Origin of the sequence: Pseudomonas sp. zbq_18 (genome assembly GCF_043102245.1) — a bacterium.
Lineage (GTDB): Bacteria > Pseudomonadota > Gammaproteobacteria > Pseudomonadales > Pseudomonadaceae > Aquipseudomonas.
In genome coordinates this window covers 34,689-50,751 of the sequence record NZ_JBICIT010000016.1, presented here as the reverse complement: position 1 = coordinate 50,751, position 16,063 = coordinate 34,689, and the positions used below count along the sequence as shown (strand labels likewise).

The 16,063-nt window shown below is 64.6% G+C and carries 10 protein-coding genes; 9 read left to right on the top strand and 1 reads right to left on the bottom strand.

Annotated features, from left to right (window positions below; translation table 11 throughout):
* Positions 1-80 precede the first annotated feature (80 nt).
* The 8 genes from ACF8C6_RS12825 to ACF8C6_RS12790 all read left to right on the top strand — a co-directional run bounded on the left by ACF8C6_RS12825 (position 81) and on the right by ACF8C6_RS12790 (position 14,264).
* Positions 81-1,304, top strand: coding sequence for a CaiB/BaiF CoA transferase family protein (locus ACF8C6_RS12825; RefSeq protein ID WP_392499648.1), 1,224 nt, complete (start codon positions 81-83; stop codon positions 1,302-1,304).
* A 406-nt stretch (positions 1,305-1,710) separates the two neighbouring features.
* Positions 1,711-2,772, top strand: a complete 1,062-nt coding sequence (locus tag ACF8C6_RS12820; RefSeq protein WP_392499647.1) for a 3-deoxy-7-phosphoheptulonate synthase — start codon at positions 1,711-1,713, stop codon at positions 2,770-2,772.
* Positions 2,773-2,899: 127 nt separating this feature from the next.
* Complete coding sequence (locus ACF8C6_RS12815) at positions 2,900-4,231, top strand: MFS transporter (RefSeq protein WP_277689707.1); 1,332 nt, start codon at positions 2,900-2,902, stop codon at positions 4,229-4,231.
* A 260-nt stretch (positions 4,232-4,491) separates the two neighbouring features.
* Positions 4,492-6,300: a DUF1302 domain-containing protein gene (locus ACF8C6_RS12810; protein ID WP_392499646.1), complete on the top strand. Its 1,809-nt coding sequence runs from the start codon at positions 4,492-4,494 to the stop codon at positions 6,298-6,300.
* A gap of 14 nt (positions 6,301-6,314) precedes the next feature.
* Positions 6,315-7,682 carry a DUF1329 domain-containing protein gene (locus ACF8C6_RS12805; RefSeq protein ID WP_392499645.1) on the top strand — a complete coding sequence of 456 codons (1,368 nt, stop codon included), beginning with the start codon at positions 6,315-6,317 and terminating at the stop codon, positions 7,680-7,682.
* 136 nt (positions 7,683-7,818) lie between these two features.
* On the top strand, positions 7,819-10,419 hold the full coding sequence (locus ACF8C6_RS12800) for a LuxR C-terminal-related transcriptional regulator (RefSeq protein ID WP_392499644.1): 2,601 nt from the start codon (positions 7,819-7,821) through the stop codon (positions 10,417-10,419).
* Between the two features lie 168 nt (positions 10,420-10,587).
* A complete protein-coding gene (locus ACF8C6_RS12795; RefSeq protein ID WP_392499643.1) occupies positions 10,588-11,556 on the top strand; it encodes a TAXI family TRAP transporter solute-binding subunit in 969 nt (322 codons plus the stop codon).
* Between the two features lie 161 nt (positions 11,557-11,717).
* Positions 11,718-14,264 (top strand): TRAP transporter permease, encoded by a 2,547-nt coding sequence (locus tag ACF8C6_RS12790; protein ID WP_392499642.1) that lies wholly within the window; start codon positions 11,718-11,720, stop codon positions 14,262-14,264.
* 54 nt (positions 14,265-14,318) lie between these two features.
* On the opposite strand, the gene ACF8C6_RS12785 is transcribed toward ACF8C6_RS12790, so the two are convergent.
* Entirely contained in the window at positions 14,319-14,858 is a 540-nt protein-coding gene (locus ACF8C6_RS12785; RefSeq protein WP_392499641.1) for a carboxymuconolactone decarboxylase family protein, read from the bottom strand.
* 100 nt (positions 14,859-14,958) lie between these two features.
* Between ACF8C6_RS12785 and ACF8C6_RS12780 the strand changes: the two genes are divergently transcribed.
* Positions 14,959-15,780: a cupin domain-containing protein gene (locus ACF8C6_RS12780; RefSeq protein WP_392499640.1), complete on the top strand. Its 822-nt coding sequence runs from the start codon at positions 14,959-14,961 to the stop codon at positions 15,778-15,780.
* Positions 15,781-16,063: the final 283 nt, after the last annotated feature.

Sequence of the window (16,063 nt, the reverse complement as noted above, 5' to 3'; positions counted from 1 at the left end):
GCGGAGTTCAGGCGCAACAACCTTCCCTCTCCCTAACGCTCTCCCGCCAGCGGGAGAGGGGATTCCTCCGAGAGATTCTTATGCCCGGCGCCCTGTCGAAAATCCGTGTCCTCGACCTGTCCCGCGTGCTCGCCGGTCCCTGGGCCGGGCAGATCCTCGCCGACCTCGGCGCCGAGGTGATCAAGGTCGAGCGCCCCGGCTCGGGTGACGACACCCGCCACTGGGGCCCGCCCTATATCAAGGATGCCGAGGGCAACGACAGCCGCGAGGCCGCCTACTTCCAGTGCGCCAACCGCAACAAGCAGTCGCTGACCCTGGACTTCACCCAGCCCGAGGGTCAGCGCCTGGTGCGCGAGCTGGCGGCGCAGTGCGATGTGCTGCTGGAGAACTTCAAGGTCGGCGGCCTCAAGGCCTACGGCCTCGACTACGAATCGCTGAAAGCGGTCAACCCGCGACTGATCTACTGCTCCATCACCGGCTTCGGGCAGGACGGGCCCTACGCCAAGCGGGCAGGTTATGACTTCATGATCCAGGGCCTCGGCGGGCTGATGAGCCTGACCGGCAAACCCGATGGCGAGGACGGCGCCGGCCCCATGAAGGTCGGCGTCGCCCTCACCGACATTCTTACCGGCCTGTACGCCACCATCGGTGTGCTGGCCGCGCTCAACGCCCGCGAACAAACCGGGCAGGGCCAATACATCGATGTAGCGCTGCTCGACGTACAGGTGGCCTGCCTGGCCAACCAGGCGATGAACTACCTGGCCACCGGCAACGCCCCCAAGCGCCTCGGTAACGCCCACCCGAACATCGTGCCCTACCAGGATTTCCCCAGCGCCGACGGCGACTTCATCCTGGCGGTGGGCAATGACGGGCAGTTCCGCAAGTTTTGCGAGGTCGCCGGCCTACCGGCTTTGGCCGACGACCCGCGCTTTTCCAGCAACAAGGCCCGGGTCGCCCACCGCGCCGAGCTGATCCCGCTGCTGCGCCAGGCCACGGTGTTCAAAACCACCGCCGAATGGATCACCCTGCTGGAGGCGGCCGGCGTGCCTTGTGGTCCGATCAATGACCTGGCCCAGGTGTTCGCCGACCCGCAGGTGCAGGCCCGCGGCCTGCGTCTGGACCTGGCCAATGGCCTTGGCAGCAGCACACCACAGGTGGCCAGCCCGTTGCGCCTGTCGGATACACCGGTGGAATACCGCTCGGCGCCACCGCTGCTGGGCGAGCACTCGGCCGCCATCCTGCAGCGCCTGCTGAATCTGGATGAAGCCACTATCGCCCGTCTGCGCGAACAGGGCGTGGTGTAACCGGCGCTTGCGCTGCCCGCCTCAGCCGGGTAGCGTTGAGCCCAGCTTTCAGGAGAAACCGATTCCATGAACCTTCGCCCACACCTTGCCCTCGTCTGCCCCGCTCCGCGTGCCGCAGCGCTGTCGGCCGTGCGCGCGTATTTCTATGGGTACTGGTTTAGCCACGGGCGCGCCTGATACCCCACAGGCGCCCCGCACACCCGGGTCGCCACCAGAGAGTTTCCCCAAAACCCCCGGTCGGCCACCCGACCGGGGGTTTTGTTTTCACCGAGGAAACCGACATGACCGCATACCGTTACCGCAGCTCCGCCTGGCGATTTAGCCGCTTCGCCCACCCGCTCCGAACCGACTGCCGAACACCTCGCTAGCGCCGCGCGGCACTGCCGCCGGCCAAGGACTGCCGAACATGAATGCTCCGCTGAATCTCGTCGCCACTGCCAAACCCCGCGCCGAAGCCCTGCCCACTCCCGCCCAGCTGCGCCAGCAGCTACCCCTCGACCCGCTGCTCGCCGAGCGCGTGCACCAGCAACGCGCGGCCATCCGCGCCATCCTCGCCGGCCGCGACCCACGCCTACTGGTGGTGATCGGCCCCTGCTCACTGCACGACCCCGCATCCGCCCTCGACTACGGCCAGCGCCTGGCCTCCCTGCAGGAAGAAGTCGGCGACCAGCTGCTGCTGGTGATGCGCGCCTACCTGGAAAAGCCACGCACGACGGTGGGCTGGAAGGGTCTGCTGTTCGACCCGTACCTGGATGGCAGCGGCAGCGCCGACGAAGGCCTGCGCCTGTCGCGCGGCCTGCTGCTCGACCTGCTGCGCCTGGGCCTGCCGCTGGCCAGCGAACTGCTACAACCACTGGCCGCCGCCTATATCGACGATCTGCTCGGCTGGGCGGCGATTGGCGCACGCACCAGCGAGTCGCAGATCCATCGCGAAATGGTCAGCGGCCTCGACCTGCCGGTGGGTTTCAAGAACGGCACCGACGGTGATCTGGCCATCGCCTGCGACGCCATGCAGGCCGCCGCTCAGGGCCATCGTCATTTCGGTCTGGATGAGCAGGGCCGACCGGCGCTGCTGCACAGCCAGGGCAACCCGCACACTCACCTGGTGCTGCGCGGAGGACATCAGGGGCCGAACTACAGGGCCGAGCAGGTCGCTGTCGCCCGCAACACCCTGGGCAAGCGTGGCCTGCTACCAAGCATCATGGTCGATTGCAGCCACGCCAACAGCGGCAAGGACCCGGCGCGCCAACCCGAGGTGCTACACGAAGTGCTACGCCAGCGCCTGGCGGGTGAACTGTCACTACGAGGCGTGATGCTGGAAAGCCACCTCATCGATGGCTGCCAGCCCCTGCAACCGGCATTGCGCTACGGCCAGTCGATCACCGACGCCTGCCTGGGCTGGAGTGCCAGCGAAGCGCTGCTGCTTGAGGCAGCCAGGCGTCTACGGCAGGGCTTTGAGACATCTTGAAATCATCAATGGAGGGTTATCACCCTGATTCAGCAGGGTGATAACACTTACGAGCGATACTAAACCCGCAAACCGCAGGTCTACTCTGACCATCCCCCTTTTGCCTGATGGTCGAGGAGCCCTGCCAGTGTCCAATAACAACAACGGCTACCCCTCCAGTCTTTCTGCCTGGATCACCGTGACCATTTTGATGGTCGCCTACGTACTGTCCTTTATCGACCGACAGATCCTCAATCTGCTGGTCGGCCCCATCCGCCGCGATCTGGCCATCAGCGATACCGAGATGAGCCTGCTGATGGGCCTGTCCTTCGCGCTGTTCTACACCATCTGCGGCATTCCACTCGGACGTCTGGCGGATACCAAGAGCCGCCGTGGCCTGATCGCCTTCGGCATCATCTTCTGGAGCGCGGCCACTGCCGCCTGCGGCTTGGCCAAACAGTATTGGCAGTTCCTGTTCTGCCGCATCGGCGTCGGTGTCGGCGAAGCGGCACTGTCGCCCGCCGCCTACTCGCTGATCGCCGACAGCTTCCCGCCCAACCGCCGCGCCACGGCCATGGCGGTCTACGGTATGGGGGTCTACCTCGGCTCAGGGATCGCCTTCCTGCTTGGCGGCCTGGTGATCCAGTTCGCCTCGGCCCAAGGCGATGTCGTGCTACCCGTGTTCGGAGAAGTACGCCCCTGGCAACTGATATTCCTCATCCTCGGCGCCGCCGGAATCCTGTTCACCTTGTTGATGCTGGCCGTGAAAGAACCCGCGCGGCGCGGTGCCGGAGCCGGCGTATCCGTGCCCCTGGCAGAAGTAGGCCGCTACATCCGCAGCAACCGCCGCACCGTGCTGTGCCACAACTTCGGCTTCGCCGGGCTGTCCTTCGCCGGCTACGGCAGTGCCGCCTGGATTCCGACTTTCTACATTCGTACTTACGGATGGGATGCCGGGCAGGTCGGCATCATCTACGGCAGCCTGGTGGCCGTGTTCGGCTGCATCGGCATCGTCTTTGGCGGCCGACTGGCCGACTGGCTGGCCAAGCGCGGGCGCACTGACGCCAACATGCGGGTGGGACTTTACGCCGCAATGGGAGCGCTACCGCTGGTACTTATCTTCCCACTGATGCCCAACGCACTCTGGGCCACCGTACTGCTGGCGCCTACCATTTTCTGTCTGAGCATGCCCTTTGGCGTAGCGCCGGCCGCCATTCAGGAAATCATGCCCAACTCGATGCGCGGCCAGGCCTCGGCCATCTACCTGTTTGTCATCACGCTGTTCGGCCTGGGCCTGGGCCCTACCGCCGTGGCACTGGTTACCGATTATGTGTTCGCCGACGACAACGCCCTGCGTTACTCGTTGCTGATCGTCACCACTCTGGCCGTGTTTGGCTCGGTACTGCTGCTCTGGCGCGGCCTGAGCCCCTACCGCGACAGCCTGGTGCGTCTGCAGCAATGGTCGACACAGCCCGCCTGATCCAGTTCACACACAATAAAAAACCCCGCAGATGCGGGGTTTTTTATTGCCTCTTTGCCGACTCGCACCTGTACATCGGCAGCCATACCCATACCTCTGATAGCCAAGCATTCACCGAACTTTTGGCAGAGCAAAAGCCCCATCAATCAAGGCCATTAGTACTTTGGAGCTACACCAAAAATACTCCCTTGGTGCGCTTATGAGGCTGTCATCCGCTGGGTAGGGTGCACAGCAGTTCCACCCAACACTTGGAGAGCCTCATGACAAGAATAAAAAGGCCCGGAATCTTCCAGCCGCACACCCTCGCCCTTGCAGTCGCCCTGGGCACTGCCGCTCCGGCCCACGCCATCAACTTCAACATCGGGGAAATCGAAGGCCAACTCGACTCATCGCTGTCGGTTGGCGCCAGCTGGTCCACTGCCAGCCCGGACAAGGACCTGATCGGTACCGCCAACGGCGGCACCGGCTTCACCCAAACCGGTGATGACGGTCGCCTCAACTTCAAGAAGGGCGAAACCTTCTCGAAAATCTTCAAAGGTATTCACGACCTCGAGCTGAAATACGGCGACACCGGCGTATTCGTGCGCGGCAAGTACTGGTACGACTTCGAGCTGAAGGACGAGAGCCGTCTGTTCAAGGACATCGACGACCACAACCGTAAGGAAGCCGCGCAGGCCTCCGGTGCGGAAATCCTCGACGCCTTCGTCTACCACAACTACGCCATTGGCGACATGCCGGGCACCGTACGCCTCGGCAAGCAGGTGGTCAGCTGGGGTGAGAGCACCTTCATCGGCAACAGCATCAACTCGATCAACCCGGTCGATGCCGCCGCTTTCCGCCGCCCAGGCGCTGAAATCAAGGAAGGTCTGATTCCGGTCAACATGTTCTACATGTCGCAGACCATCACCGACCAGCTCTCGGCTGAAGCCTTCTACCAGCTGGAATGGGACCAGACCGTCATCGACAATTGCGGCACCTTCTTCGCTTCGAGCGATGTGGTCGCCGACGGCTGCGATACCAATTACACCATTCTCGACGCGAACACGGTCGCCACTCTTAACGGACTCAGCGGTCTGCTGGCATCACAAGGCGTGACCGTTAATCCTGAGGGTCTGGTAGTACCTCGCGGCGGTGACCGCGATGCGCGCGACGACGGCCAGTGGGGTGCGGCCCTGCGCTGGCTCGGTGACGACACCGAATACGGCGCTTACTTCATGAACTATCACAGCCGTACGCCCAATGCGATGTTCCAGAACGCCAGCGCGGCCGACATCACCACGGCGTTCACCCTGGCAGGCGGTGCTCTCGCCCAGCCGATTCTCTTGGGGCGTGGGCAGTACTACCTCGAATACCCCGAGGACATCCGCCTGTATGGCCTGAGCTTCTCCACCACCCTGCCTACCGGCACCGCCTGGACCGGTGAAGTCAGCTACCGTCCGAACATGCCGCTGGGCATCAACGGTACCGACATGACCGCCAAGCTGGCCACCACAGTCGCCGGCGGCCTGGCCACCGGTGGTTTTGCCGGCGCCCTGGCCCAGGCCGGCGTCGTCAGCAAAGGCTACAACCGCAAGGAAGTGACCCAGGCACAAACCACCATGACTCACTTCTTCGACCAGGTACTGGGCGCCTCGCGTCTGACCCTGGTAGGTGAAGTCGGCATGACCAGCATCGGTGGCCTGGAAAGCCGTGACGACGTCGCCTACGGCCGCGACTCCATCTACGGCTCACCACATGGCACCGCTGCCTCCAACATCGCTGCACGCGAGGAATACGGCACCCACGGTTTCTTCACCAATACGTCCTGGGGCTACCGCGCTCGCGGCATCCTCGAGTACAGCAACGTTTTCGCCGGGATCAACCTCAAGCCCAACGTGGCCTGGGCGCATGACGTCGACGGTTACGGCCCGGTGTTCAACGAAGGCTCCAAGGCCATCAGCGTCGGCGTCGATGCCGACTACCTGAATACCTACACCGCCAGCCTGAGCTACACCGACTTCTTCGATGGCGACTACAACACCCAGACTGACCGCGACTTCATCGCGCTCAGCTTCGGCGTGAACTTCTAAGGGATCCGATCACCATGAGAAAAACAAGACAACTGATCACCGCCCTCACCCTGTCCCTGCTGGCCAGCAGCGTGCTCGCCGCAGTGTCGCCCGAGGAAGCGGCCAAACTGGGCACCAGCCTGACCCCGACCGGCGCTGAGAAATCCGGGAACGCCGACGGTAGCATCCCGGCCTGGACCGGCGGTCTGGCCAAGGACGCCGCGGCAGTACTATCCGGTGGTTTCGTGGAAAACCCCTACGCGGGTGACCAGCCGCTGTTCACCATCACTGCGCAGAATGTCGACCAGTACAAGGACAAGCTGAACGAAGGCCAGCTGGCCATGTTCAAGCGCTATCCCGAAACCTTCAAGATGCCGGTCTACACCAGCCGCCGCAGCGCTGCGCTGCCGCCGGAAATCTATGAAGCGGCCAAGAAAAGCGCGCTCAACACTTCGCTGATCGATGGCGGCAACGGCCTGAAAGGCTTCGCCGACAGCCGTTACTATGCCTTCCCGATTCCGCAAAACGGCCTGGAAGTAATCTGGAACCACATCACCCGTTATCGCGGCGGCAACCTCAAGCGCAACATCGTGCAGGCAGCCCCGCAAACCAACGGCAGCTACAGCCTGGTCAACTTCGAGGACGAAATTGCCTTCCCGACCGGCATGAAGGGCCTGGACGAGAAGAAAGCAGCCAACGCTCTGCTGTTCTTCAAGCAGCGTGTAACCGCGCCGGCGCGCCTGGCCGGTAACGTACTGCTGGTACACGACTCGCTGGACCAGATCGCCGAGCCGCGCATGGCCTGGATCTACAACGCTGGCCAGCGCCGCGTGCGCCGCGCCCCGCAGGTGGCCTACGACGGCCCGGGTACTGCCGCCGACGGCATGCGTACCTCGGACAACTTCGACATGTTCAACGGTGCGCCGGATCGTTACGACTGGAAGCTGGTGGGCAAGCGCGAGATGTACATCCCGTACAACAACTTCGAGCTGACCTCGCCGAAAGTGAAGTACGCCGACATCCTCAAGCCCGGCCACACCAACCAGGACCTGGCCCGCTACGAGCTGCACCGCGTATGGGAAGTCGTTGCCACCCTCAAGGCCGGCGAGCGCAACATCTACGCCAAACGCCGCTTCTTCGTCGACGAAGACACCTGGCAGATCGCCTCGTCCGAGCTGTATGACGGCCGTGGCCAACTGTGGCGCATCGGCCAGGCCATGCTGACTCAGCAGTTCGACCAGCAGGTGCCGGTATACGCCTTCGAGGCGCTGTACGACATCATTGCCGGCCGCTACATCGCCATCGGCATGGCCAACGAAGAAAAGACCGCAGTGCAATACGGCATTTCCGCCAGCGCCGCGGACTTCACTCCGGCCGCGCTGCGTAACGCCGGCGTACGCTGAGACTCACACGCAACGTTGCTCCAGACTTTAGGCGACCCTCGTGGTCGCCTTTTTTATCCGTGCTGCCCAATTGAGTTGGCGAGCGGATAAGATCGACCTCTCGCTACAACTAAAATAAACAGCCGAGGCCTCGACCATGCAGAACAAGGTTCGCGCCTTGCATCCCGTTGCTGGCAAACAGCACGCGGAACACCATTTGCCGCGCCTACCGGCCGCGCATATCGCCCGCCCGCGCCTGACCCAGGCACTGCTGGCTGGCGACTATCGCCTGAGCCTGGTATGCGCCCCCGCCGGTTTCGGCAAGAGCGTCCTGCTCAACGAATGTGCCCGTCAGGCCCCCGCCGATACCCGCGTGGTCTGGCTGGATCTACTCGGCCACCCCATCAGCCCCGCAGACTTGCTCGGTCGCCTGGCCGCAGCCTTGCAGCTCAGCCATGACGACGGCGATCCCTGCGCCGAACTGAGCCAGTTGCTCGGCCGGGTCGAACAGCCGCTGTGGATCATTCTCGATGACTACCCGCGGCAGCCGTGCGCCGAGCTGGACGCCTGCCTCGACCACCTGCTCGAACGTGGCCCGCACACCCTGCGCTGGTGGATCGGAGGGCGTCGACGGCCAGCCTGGAACCTGCCCCGCCTGCTGCTGCAGGGTGACCTGCAGGAGCTCGATGCTGACGCCCTGACTCTGAACCAGGATGAACTCGGCCACTTACTCGAACGCCGCCAACTGCAACTCTCGCCCGAACAGCAGGAACAGCTGCTGCAACACAGCGAAGGCTGGCTGGCCGGCGTTTGCCTGCTGTTGCTCGGCGGCAATGCCGACCAGCTCGGCGAACGCCTGGCTGCCGGCACACCGCTGCTGCAGGAGTATGTCGAGCGAGAAGTACTGGCCGCACTGCCCGACACCCTGCGCCAGGCCCTGCTGATCCTGGCGCGCATCCCGCGCTTCTCCGAAGCCCTGTGCCAGCATCTATTGGAAGAGTTGGACGGCGAGCACATTCTCGAACAGCTGCGCCAACGCCAGCTGTTCCTGCGCAGCCTCGACGGCACCGGCACCTGGTTCCGCCTGTGGCGCCCTCTGGCCAGCCTGCTCAAGCGCCTGCCTGCCACCCAGGGCGCGCAGCATGTACATGTACTGGCCTGCCAGTGGTTCGCCGGCCAGGGCGATGTGCGCGAGGCCGTGGAGCACGCTCTGCTGGCGGGCCAGCCGGAAGTCGCTGCCAGCTACCTGCAACGCTATGGCCAGGACCAGTTGCTGATCGGCCAGAGCGTCGCGCAGTTCCTCCACTGGCGTGACGAACTGCCGGCCGAAGTATTTTCCAGCGCACCGCGCCTGATCCTGCTGCAGGCCTGGGCGTTGATCATCTGTACGCGCCTGGACGAGGTAGACGAGTGCCTGGTCGATGTCGGGCGCTTTCTGCCGCAACGCAGCCCCCGCCGCCAGCAGCAGCTGATCGCCGAATACCAGGCGGTGCTTGGCGTGCTGCATCGCCAGCGCGGCCTGGCCAGCGCCGCCCAGCATTGCCGCGAGGCCCTGGCCGTGCTGGACGAAGAGTCCTGGTCGCTGCACATCCTCTGCCACCAGGCCCTGGCACAGCAGGCCTGTGCCGAACAGAACCTGACACTGGCCCAGCAACACAGCGAGGAAGGCCTGCGCCTGGCCCGTCTGCGCGGCAACGTGCTGTTCGAGGCCCTGCTCGGGGTCGACCACGTCCACTTGCTGAACATGACCGGCGAGCCCGGACGCGCCCTGGAGCAGACCGAACAGTACCTGCAACTGCTGCAGGAGCATGGCCTGCGCGGCCCGGTTCTGGCGCGCCTGCTGCTGCTGCGCGGCACCCTGCTGAACAAGCGCGGCGAGCGCGAGGCGGCGCGCGCCAGCCTGCGCAAAGGGCTGCAGGAAGCGGAGGCCTGCGAGGATGCCTACATGCTGTTCGGCTACCTGAGCCTGTCCGAACTGGCCGGGTACGAGGGCGACAGCGAACTGGCGCAGCAACTGCTGCGGCGCGCCGAGCGGCAGATGCAGTGGCTGCACGTGCCCGAGGTGCGCTACCGCGAAGTCATCCTGCTGGCCCAGGGGCGTATGCTGCTGCATCAGGGCCAGGCCGAGCGTGCCCGCCAGGTGTTCCAGCGTGTGCTACAGCGCTTCGAACGTGATCACCTGCAGGCCCCCTCGGGCTTCTACGACCTGCTGCCGCGTACCCAGCTGTACCTGGCACGCAGCAACATGGCTCTGGGCGACCAAGCCACTGCGCTGCTCGCCCTGCGCCAGTTGCTGGACGAGTGCCTGCGCAGCGGCCATGCCAGCCTGGCCACCCAGACCCGCCTGTGCCTGGCCGAAGCCCTGTATCTGCTCGACCAGACGGATGAGGCCGAGCAACAGCTGCGGCAGGGCCTGCAGGAGGCCGAGCAACAACAACAGCTACTGCCGGTGCAATCGCTGCTGAACCGTCAGCCGCAATGGCTGGAGCAGCAGGCGCCCGGCTGGTTGCAGCGCCTGAGCCGCAAAACCACGGGGCAGAACGAGGTGATCAACGCCAGCGAGTCGCTGCTCAGCAAGCGCGAACTGGCCGTGCTCAGCCTGATCGCCCAGGGCCACTCCAACCAGCAGATCGCCGAAAGCCTGTATATCTCCCTGCACACGGTGAAAACCCATGCCCGACGTATCAACGTCAAGCTGGGTGTACAGCGGCGCACCCAGGCGGTGGCCCGGGCCAAGGCCGAGGGCTGGTTGAGCTGAAGATAACGGCCCCACCGGGGCCGTTTTTCTTTCACCCCGCAGGTACATTGCCCGATTCGTAAGCAAAAGCTCCCATGGCTTTTATCAGAGGGGTCTAGGCTGTATGGTTCATGCCCCGCACCCACAAGGTCGCGGCACTTAAAACCGAACAACAAATGGAGATCATCCATGAAAGGAAAATCCCTGGCCTGGGCCCTATCCGCCGCTCTTGCCGCCTCTCTGCCTGGTATGGTCCAGGCGCAGGACAAGTTCGTCACCATCGGTACCGGCGGCCAGACCGGCGTGTACTACGTGGCGGGCCAGTCCATCTGCCGCTTCCTCAACCGTGACACTGCCAACCACGGCATCAAGTGCAACGCCCCGGCCAGCGGCGGTGGCGTGGCCAACGTCAACGGCATCCGCAGTGGCGAATTCAACTTCGGCATCATGCAGTCGGACCACCAGTTCAAGGCCATGAATGGCGTTGCGCCGTTCGAAAAGGAAGGTGCCATGGAGGACATCCGCGCGGTGTTCTCGCTGCAGAGCGAAGTGTTCACCATCCTCGCCCGCCGTGACGCCAAGATCGCCAGCTTCGACGATCTCAAGGGCAAGCGCGTGAATATCGGCAACCCGGGTTCCGGTCAGCGCGACACCCTGGAAGAAATCATGCGCGTGAAGGGCTGGGACAAATCCGCCTTCGCCCTGGCCGCCGAGCTCAAGCCGGCTGAACAGGCCAGCGCCCTGGGCGACAACAACATCGACGCCATGACCTATTTCGTCGGTCATCCCAACGGCGCCATCCAGGAAGCCACCACCACCGTCGACGCCGTGCTGGTGCCAGTGACTGGCGCCGACATCGACAAACTGCTGGCGGACAAGTCCTACTACAGCAAGACCGAGATTCCCGGCGGGCTGTACAAGGGCAATGACACCGCCACCCCGTCGATCGGCGGCAAGGCCGTGCTGTCCACCTCGGCCAAGGCCGACCCGGAAGTGGTCTACCAGCTGGTCAAGTCGGTGTTCGACAACCTCGACCGCTTCAAGCGCCTGCACCCGGCGTTCAAGGACCTGAAGGCCGAGGACATGATCAAGGTCGGCCTGACCGCGCCGCTGCACGAAGGTGCCGAGCGCTACTACAAGGAACGCGGCTGGCTGTAAGAGCCCGTCCACGATCGGCTACACGATCGTGAACCGGTTCCAGCCGCAGCCGCCCCGCCAACCGGGGCGGCCCTGTTTGAACTAGCCTTCCTTCAGAGCCCGCGTGTCGCCACGGCCGCGGGTTCTGCCGTTTATTCGTACTTCATGTTCAGGTCCAACCCATGCATGACGAGAAACTCTCCACCGAGGAACTGATCGCCCAGGACGTCGGCGCACGCCTGCCGGTAGGCGCCATGGCCCAGGTGATCGCCGGCCTGGCCCTGCTGTGGTCGCTGTTCCAGCTGTGGATCGCCTCGCCGCTGCCGTTCGTGTTCGGCGTCGGCGTGTTCAACGACACCGAAACCCGCTCCATCCACCTGGCCTTTGCCCTGCTGCTGACCTTCCTCGCCTACCCGGCGTTCAAGCGCTCGCCACGCGACCGGGTACCGTTACTGGACATCGCCCTCGGGCTGGTCGCTGCCGCCAGCGCGGCCTACCTGTTCATCTTCTATCAGCAGCTGGCGCAGCGCCCGGGCAACCTGACCAGCGCCGACCTGGTGACCGCCTGCATCGGCATCCCGCTGCTGCTCGAAGCAACCCGCCGCGCGCTTGGCCCGCCCCTGGCGATCATCGCCCTGGTGTTCCTAATCTACAGCCTGGCTGGCCCCTACATGCCCGGCCTGCTGGCCCACCGCGGGGTGAGCTTCACCGCCCTGGCCAACCACCAGTGGATCACCACCGAAGGCGTGTTCGGCATTGCCCTCGGCGTGTCGACCAGCTTCGTCTTCCTCTTCGTCCTGTTCGGCGCACTGCTCGAACGCGCCGGCGCCGGCCACTACTTCATCCAGCTCGCCTTCAGCCTGCTCGGCCACCTGCGCGGCGGCCCGGCCAAGGCGGCGGTGCTGTCCTCGGGGCTGACCGGGATGATCTCCGGCTCGTCGATCGCCAACGTGGTCACCACCGGCACCTTCACCATCCCGATGATGAAGCGCACCGGCTTCTCCGCAGAGAAGGCCGGCGCGGTGGAAGTGGCCTCCTCGGTCAACGGCCAGATCATGCCGCCGGTGATGGGCGCCGCGGCCTTCCTGATGGTCGAGTACATCGGCCTGCCCTATGTGGAGATCATCAAGCACGCCTTCCTGCCGGCCGCCATCTCCTACATCGCACTGCTCTACATCGTCCACCTGGAAGCCCTCAAGCTCGGCCTGCAGCCCATCGGCGGACACCAGCCCAAGCCCTGGCTGCGCCGCCTGACCGGCTTCGCCTTCGGCGCGGCGCTGATCAGCGGCCTGTCGCTGGCGGTCTACTACGGCCTCGGCTGGCTCAAGCCGGCGCTGGGCGAGCACGCCCTGAGCGGCATCGGCGTACTGCTGGCCATCGTCTACCTCGGCCTGCTGAAAATCGCCGCCAGCGTGCCGGTACTGCCTGCCGAAGACCCGGACGCGCCTATCGAGGCGCTGCCCAAGACCCGCGCCGTGCTGCTGTCCGGCCTGCACTTCCTGCTGCCGGTGGTGGTGCTGGTCTGGTGCCTGATGATCGAGCGCCTCTCGCCCGGTCTGTCGGCCTTCTGGGGCAGCGTCATGCTGGTGATCATCCTGCTCACCCAGCGGCCGCTACTGAGCTGGATGCGCCACGACGGCAGCCATGACCACGGCACCTTCATGGACGGCGTGATCGACCTGCGTGAAGGCCTGATCGCCGGCGCGCGCAACATGATCGGCATCGGCATCGCCACCGCGGCGGCCGGCATCATCGTCGGCGCCGTGTCGCAGACCGGCGTCGGCCTGGTCCTGGCCGACCTGGTCGAGCTGCTGTCGATGGGCAACCTGCTGCTGATGCTGATGCTCACCGCCGTGTTCAGCCTGATCCTCGGCATGGGCCTGCCGACCACCGCCAACTACATCGTGGTCTCCAGCCTGCTGGCGCCGGTGGTGGTGGCGCTGGGTCAGCAGAATGGCCTGATCGTGCCGCTGATCGCAGTGCACCTGTTCGTCTTCTACTTCGGCATCATGGCCGACGTCACCCCGCCGGTAGGGCTGGCATCGTTCGCCGCCGCCGCGGTGTCCAAGGGCGACCCGATCAAGACCGGTATCACCGCCTTCTACTACAGCCTGCGTACGGCAGCGCTGCCCTTCCTGTTCATCTTCAACACCGACCTGCTGCTGATCGACGTGGATTTCTGGCACGGCGTGCTGATCTTCATCGTCGCCACGGTGGCCATGCTGATCTTCGCCGCCGGCACCCAGGGCTACTTCCTGGTCAGGAGCCGCTGGTACGAGAGCGTGCTGTTGCTGCTGGTCGCCTTTACCCTGTTCCGCCCCGGTTTCTGGATGGACATGGTGCATGACCCCTACCGCGACGTGCCGCCGAGCCAACTGGCCCAGACCCTCGGTGAGATCGAAGGCGACAGCCAGCTGCGCCTGCGCATTCGCGGCGAGGATGCGGTCGGCGACGAGCGCGTGTTCAGCGTGCTGCTGCCGGTACCGGACGGCGCCACCGGTGAGGAGCGCCTGGAGAAGCTCGGCCTGGTCACCTACGAGCAGGACGGCAAGGTGCTGATCGACAGCGTCGGTTTCAGCAGCCCGGCGGCCGAAGCCGGCCTGGAGTTCGACCAGGAGATCGTCACCGTGCGCGCACCCACCGCACGCTGGCCGAAGGAACTGATGTGGCTGCCGGGCTTGCTGCTGTTTGCCCTGGTGGTCTGGCTGCAGCGCCGCCGGCGAACCTGACGGCGGTAGGGCGACAACTGAAAACGGCCCCATTCGGGGCCGTTTTTGTATGCCTCACAGCTGCAAGGCAACCTCGGGAAAGTCGATCTCCGTCTGCGCCAGGTTGTTGCCGAAGTTGGTCAGCGTATTCAGCGCGACATGCCCCAGCACTTCGAGCACCAGCCCATCATCCAGCCCGGCGGCACGGGCACGGTCGAGCTGCTCGTCGCGTAGACGGCCACGCTGCTCAAGCAGCCCTAGCGCCAGGCTAAGCACCGCCTGCTCCTGGGCATCGAGCGCCTGCCCGCGGCGCGCGGCATGCAGCTCGTCAGGGCTCAGACCCGCACCTTTGCCCAATAGACTGTGGGCGCTCAGGCAGTAACGGCAGCCATTGGCCTGCGCCATGGCCAGGGCCACGATCTCGCGCTGACGGGCCGTCAGACGCCCTTGGCTGAGAGCTTCGGTGTAACCCAGGTACGCCTGCAGAAGGGCGGGAGACAGAGCCAGGGTCGCGTGCAGGTTGGGCAGCATGCCCAGTTTGCGGCGCACGGCCGTAAGGCTGTCAGCGGTTTGCGTATCGATCTGCGCGAGATCGACGGGATTGATGCGCGGCATGGTGTTCTCCTGAAAGGTTGTTGAACCACGTCGCCACTTTGCGGCAATCTCCGATACCCATGATGATTGAAAATCTCGAATAGCTTGCAGGTCGTCTCGAATGGATCGCCTTTCTCCGCTGCTCAGCCGCTTCCCGTTACACGCCAAGGTGTTTCACAGTGGCCCGCTGTGTGGTTCATCCGGCTTGTACGAAGGCGACAACATCGGCCATTTGCACCTGCTGCGTCGCGGCCGCATGCGGGTCTCGGGTCCGCGGCTACGTGAGCAATTGATCGAAGAGCCGGTGCTGCTGCTATTTCCTCGCGCCTGTGCCCACCACCTGCATGCCGAAGAAGCGGACGGCGCCGAGTTGCTGTGTGCCGCCTTCGACTTCAGCGCCGGGCTGGGCAACCCGCTGCTGCGCAGCCTGCCCGATCAGATCGTGCTGCCGTTGCAGCGCATACCCGGCCTGGGACCGACGTTGGAACTGCTGTTCGCCGAAGCCTTCGCCGAACATTGCGGGCGCCAGGCCGCAGTCAACCGCTTGGTGGAATATGTGCTGATCCTGCTGCTGCGAGAAGTGATGGACAGCCAGCTACTGCAAGCCGGCCTGCTGGTCGGCCTGGCTGAACCACGTCTGGCCAAGGCACTCGATGCCCTGCACCAGCGCCCGCAGGAAAACTGGAACCTGCAGGACCTGGCCAGCCAGGCAGGCATGTCCCGAGCACGCTTCGCCGAACAGTTCCGCCGCCTGGTCGGCCAGACGCCAATGGACTACCTCACCGATTGGCGCCTGAGCCTGGCTCGCCAGCTGTTGAAAAGCGGCCGACCACTGGCACTGGTCGCGCCCGCCGTGGGCTACACCAGCCCGGAAGCCCTGTCACGGGTGTTCAGCCAACGCCTCGGCCAGTCGCCACGTGCCTGGCTGAAACATCAGGCCTAGCGCGGCAAAGCCAAGCAAAAGGCAAGCGCCTGCAGCTGTGAAAAAGCCCATGTTGTCTACCATGCTTCCGTGCATAGAGGTTCGGAAGCCTCAATTGGCCGATGCTCGCAACATCTGAGCCTGCCGGGAGCACGCTAAAATGCCCATGCTTCCGCCATCGCCTTGGGCGTTGGGATCGAGGGCTGACGCCTGCCGTCAGCATTCATCGTGGCGGTAGCCCTCGCGCGCCAAACGCCCCGATGCCCCCTCCCTTGCAACTGATGATTGGACAAGAGCCCGCATT

Excerpts from the sequence above, each read along its gene's own strand:
- ACF8C6_RS12820 (WP_392499647.1), top strand. The coding sequence starts at position 1,711 with ATGAATGCTCCGCTGAATCTCGTCGCCACTGCCAAACCCCGCGCCGAA.
- ACF8C6_RS12790 (WP_392499642.1), top strand. The coding sequence starts at position 11,718 with ATGCATGACGAGAAACTCTCCACCGAGGAACTGATCGCCCAGGACGTC.
- ACF8C6_RS12810 (WP_392499646.1), top strand. The coding sequence starts at position 4,492 with ATGACAAGAATAAAAAGGCCCGGAATCTTCCAGCCGCACACCCTCGCC.
- ACF8C6_RS12805 (WP_392499645.1), top strand. The coding sequence starts at position 6,315 with ATGAGAAAAACAAGACAACTGATCACCGCCCTCACCCTGTCCCTGCTG.
- ACF8C6_RS12825 (WP_392499648.1), top strand. The coding sequence starts at position 81 with ATGCCCGGCGCCCTGTCGAAAATCCGTGTCCTCGACCTGTCCCGCGTG.
- ACF8C6_RS12780 (WP_392499640.1), top strand. The coding sequence starts at position 14,959 with ATGGATCGCCTTTCTCCGCTGCTCAGCCGCTTCCCGTTACACGCCAAG.
- ACF8C6_RS12800 (WP_392499644.1), top strand. The coding sequence starts at position 7,819 with ATGCAGAACAAGGTTCGCGCCTTGCATCCCGTTGCTGGCAAACAGCAC.
- ACF8C6_RS12785 (WP_392499641.1), bottom strand. The coding sequence starts at position 14,858 with ATGCCGCGCATCAATCCCGTCGATCTCGCGCAGATCGATACGCAAACC.
- ACF8C6_RS12795 (WP_392499643.1), top strand. The coding sequence starts at position 10,588 with ATGAAAGGAAAATCCCTGGCCTGGGCCCTATCCGCCGCTCTTGCCGCC.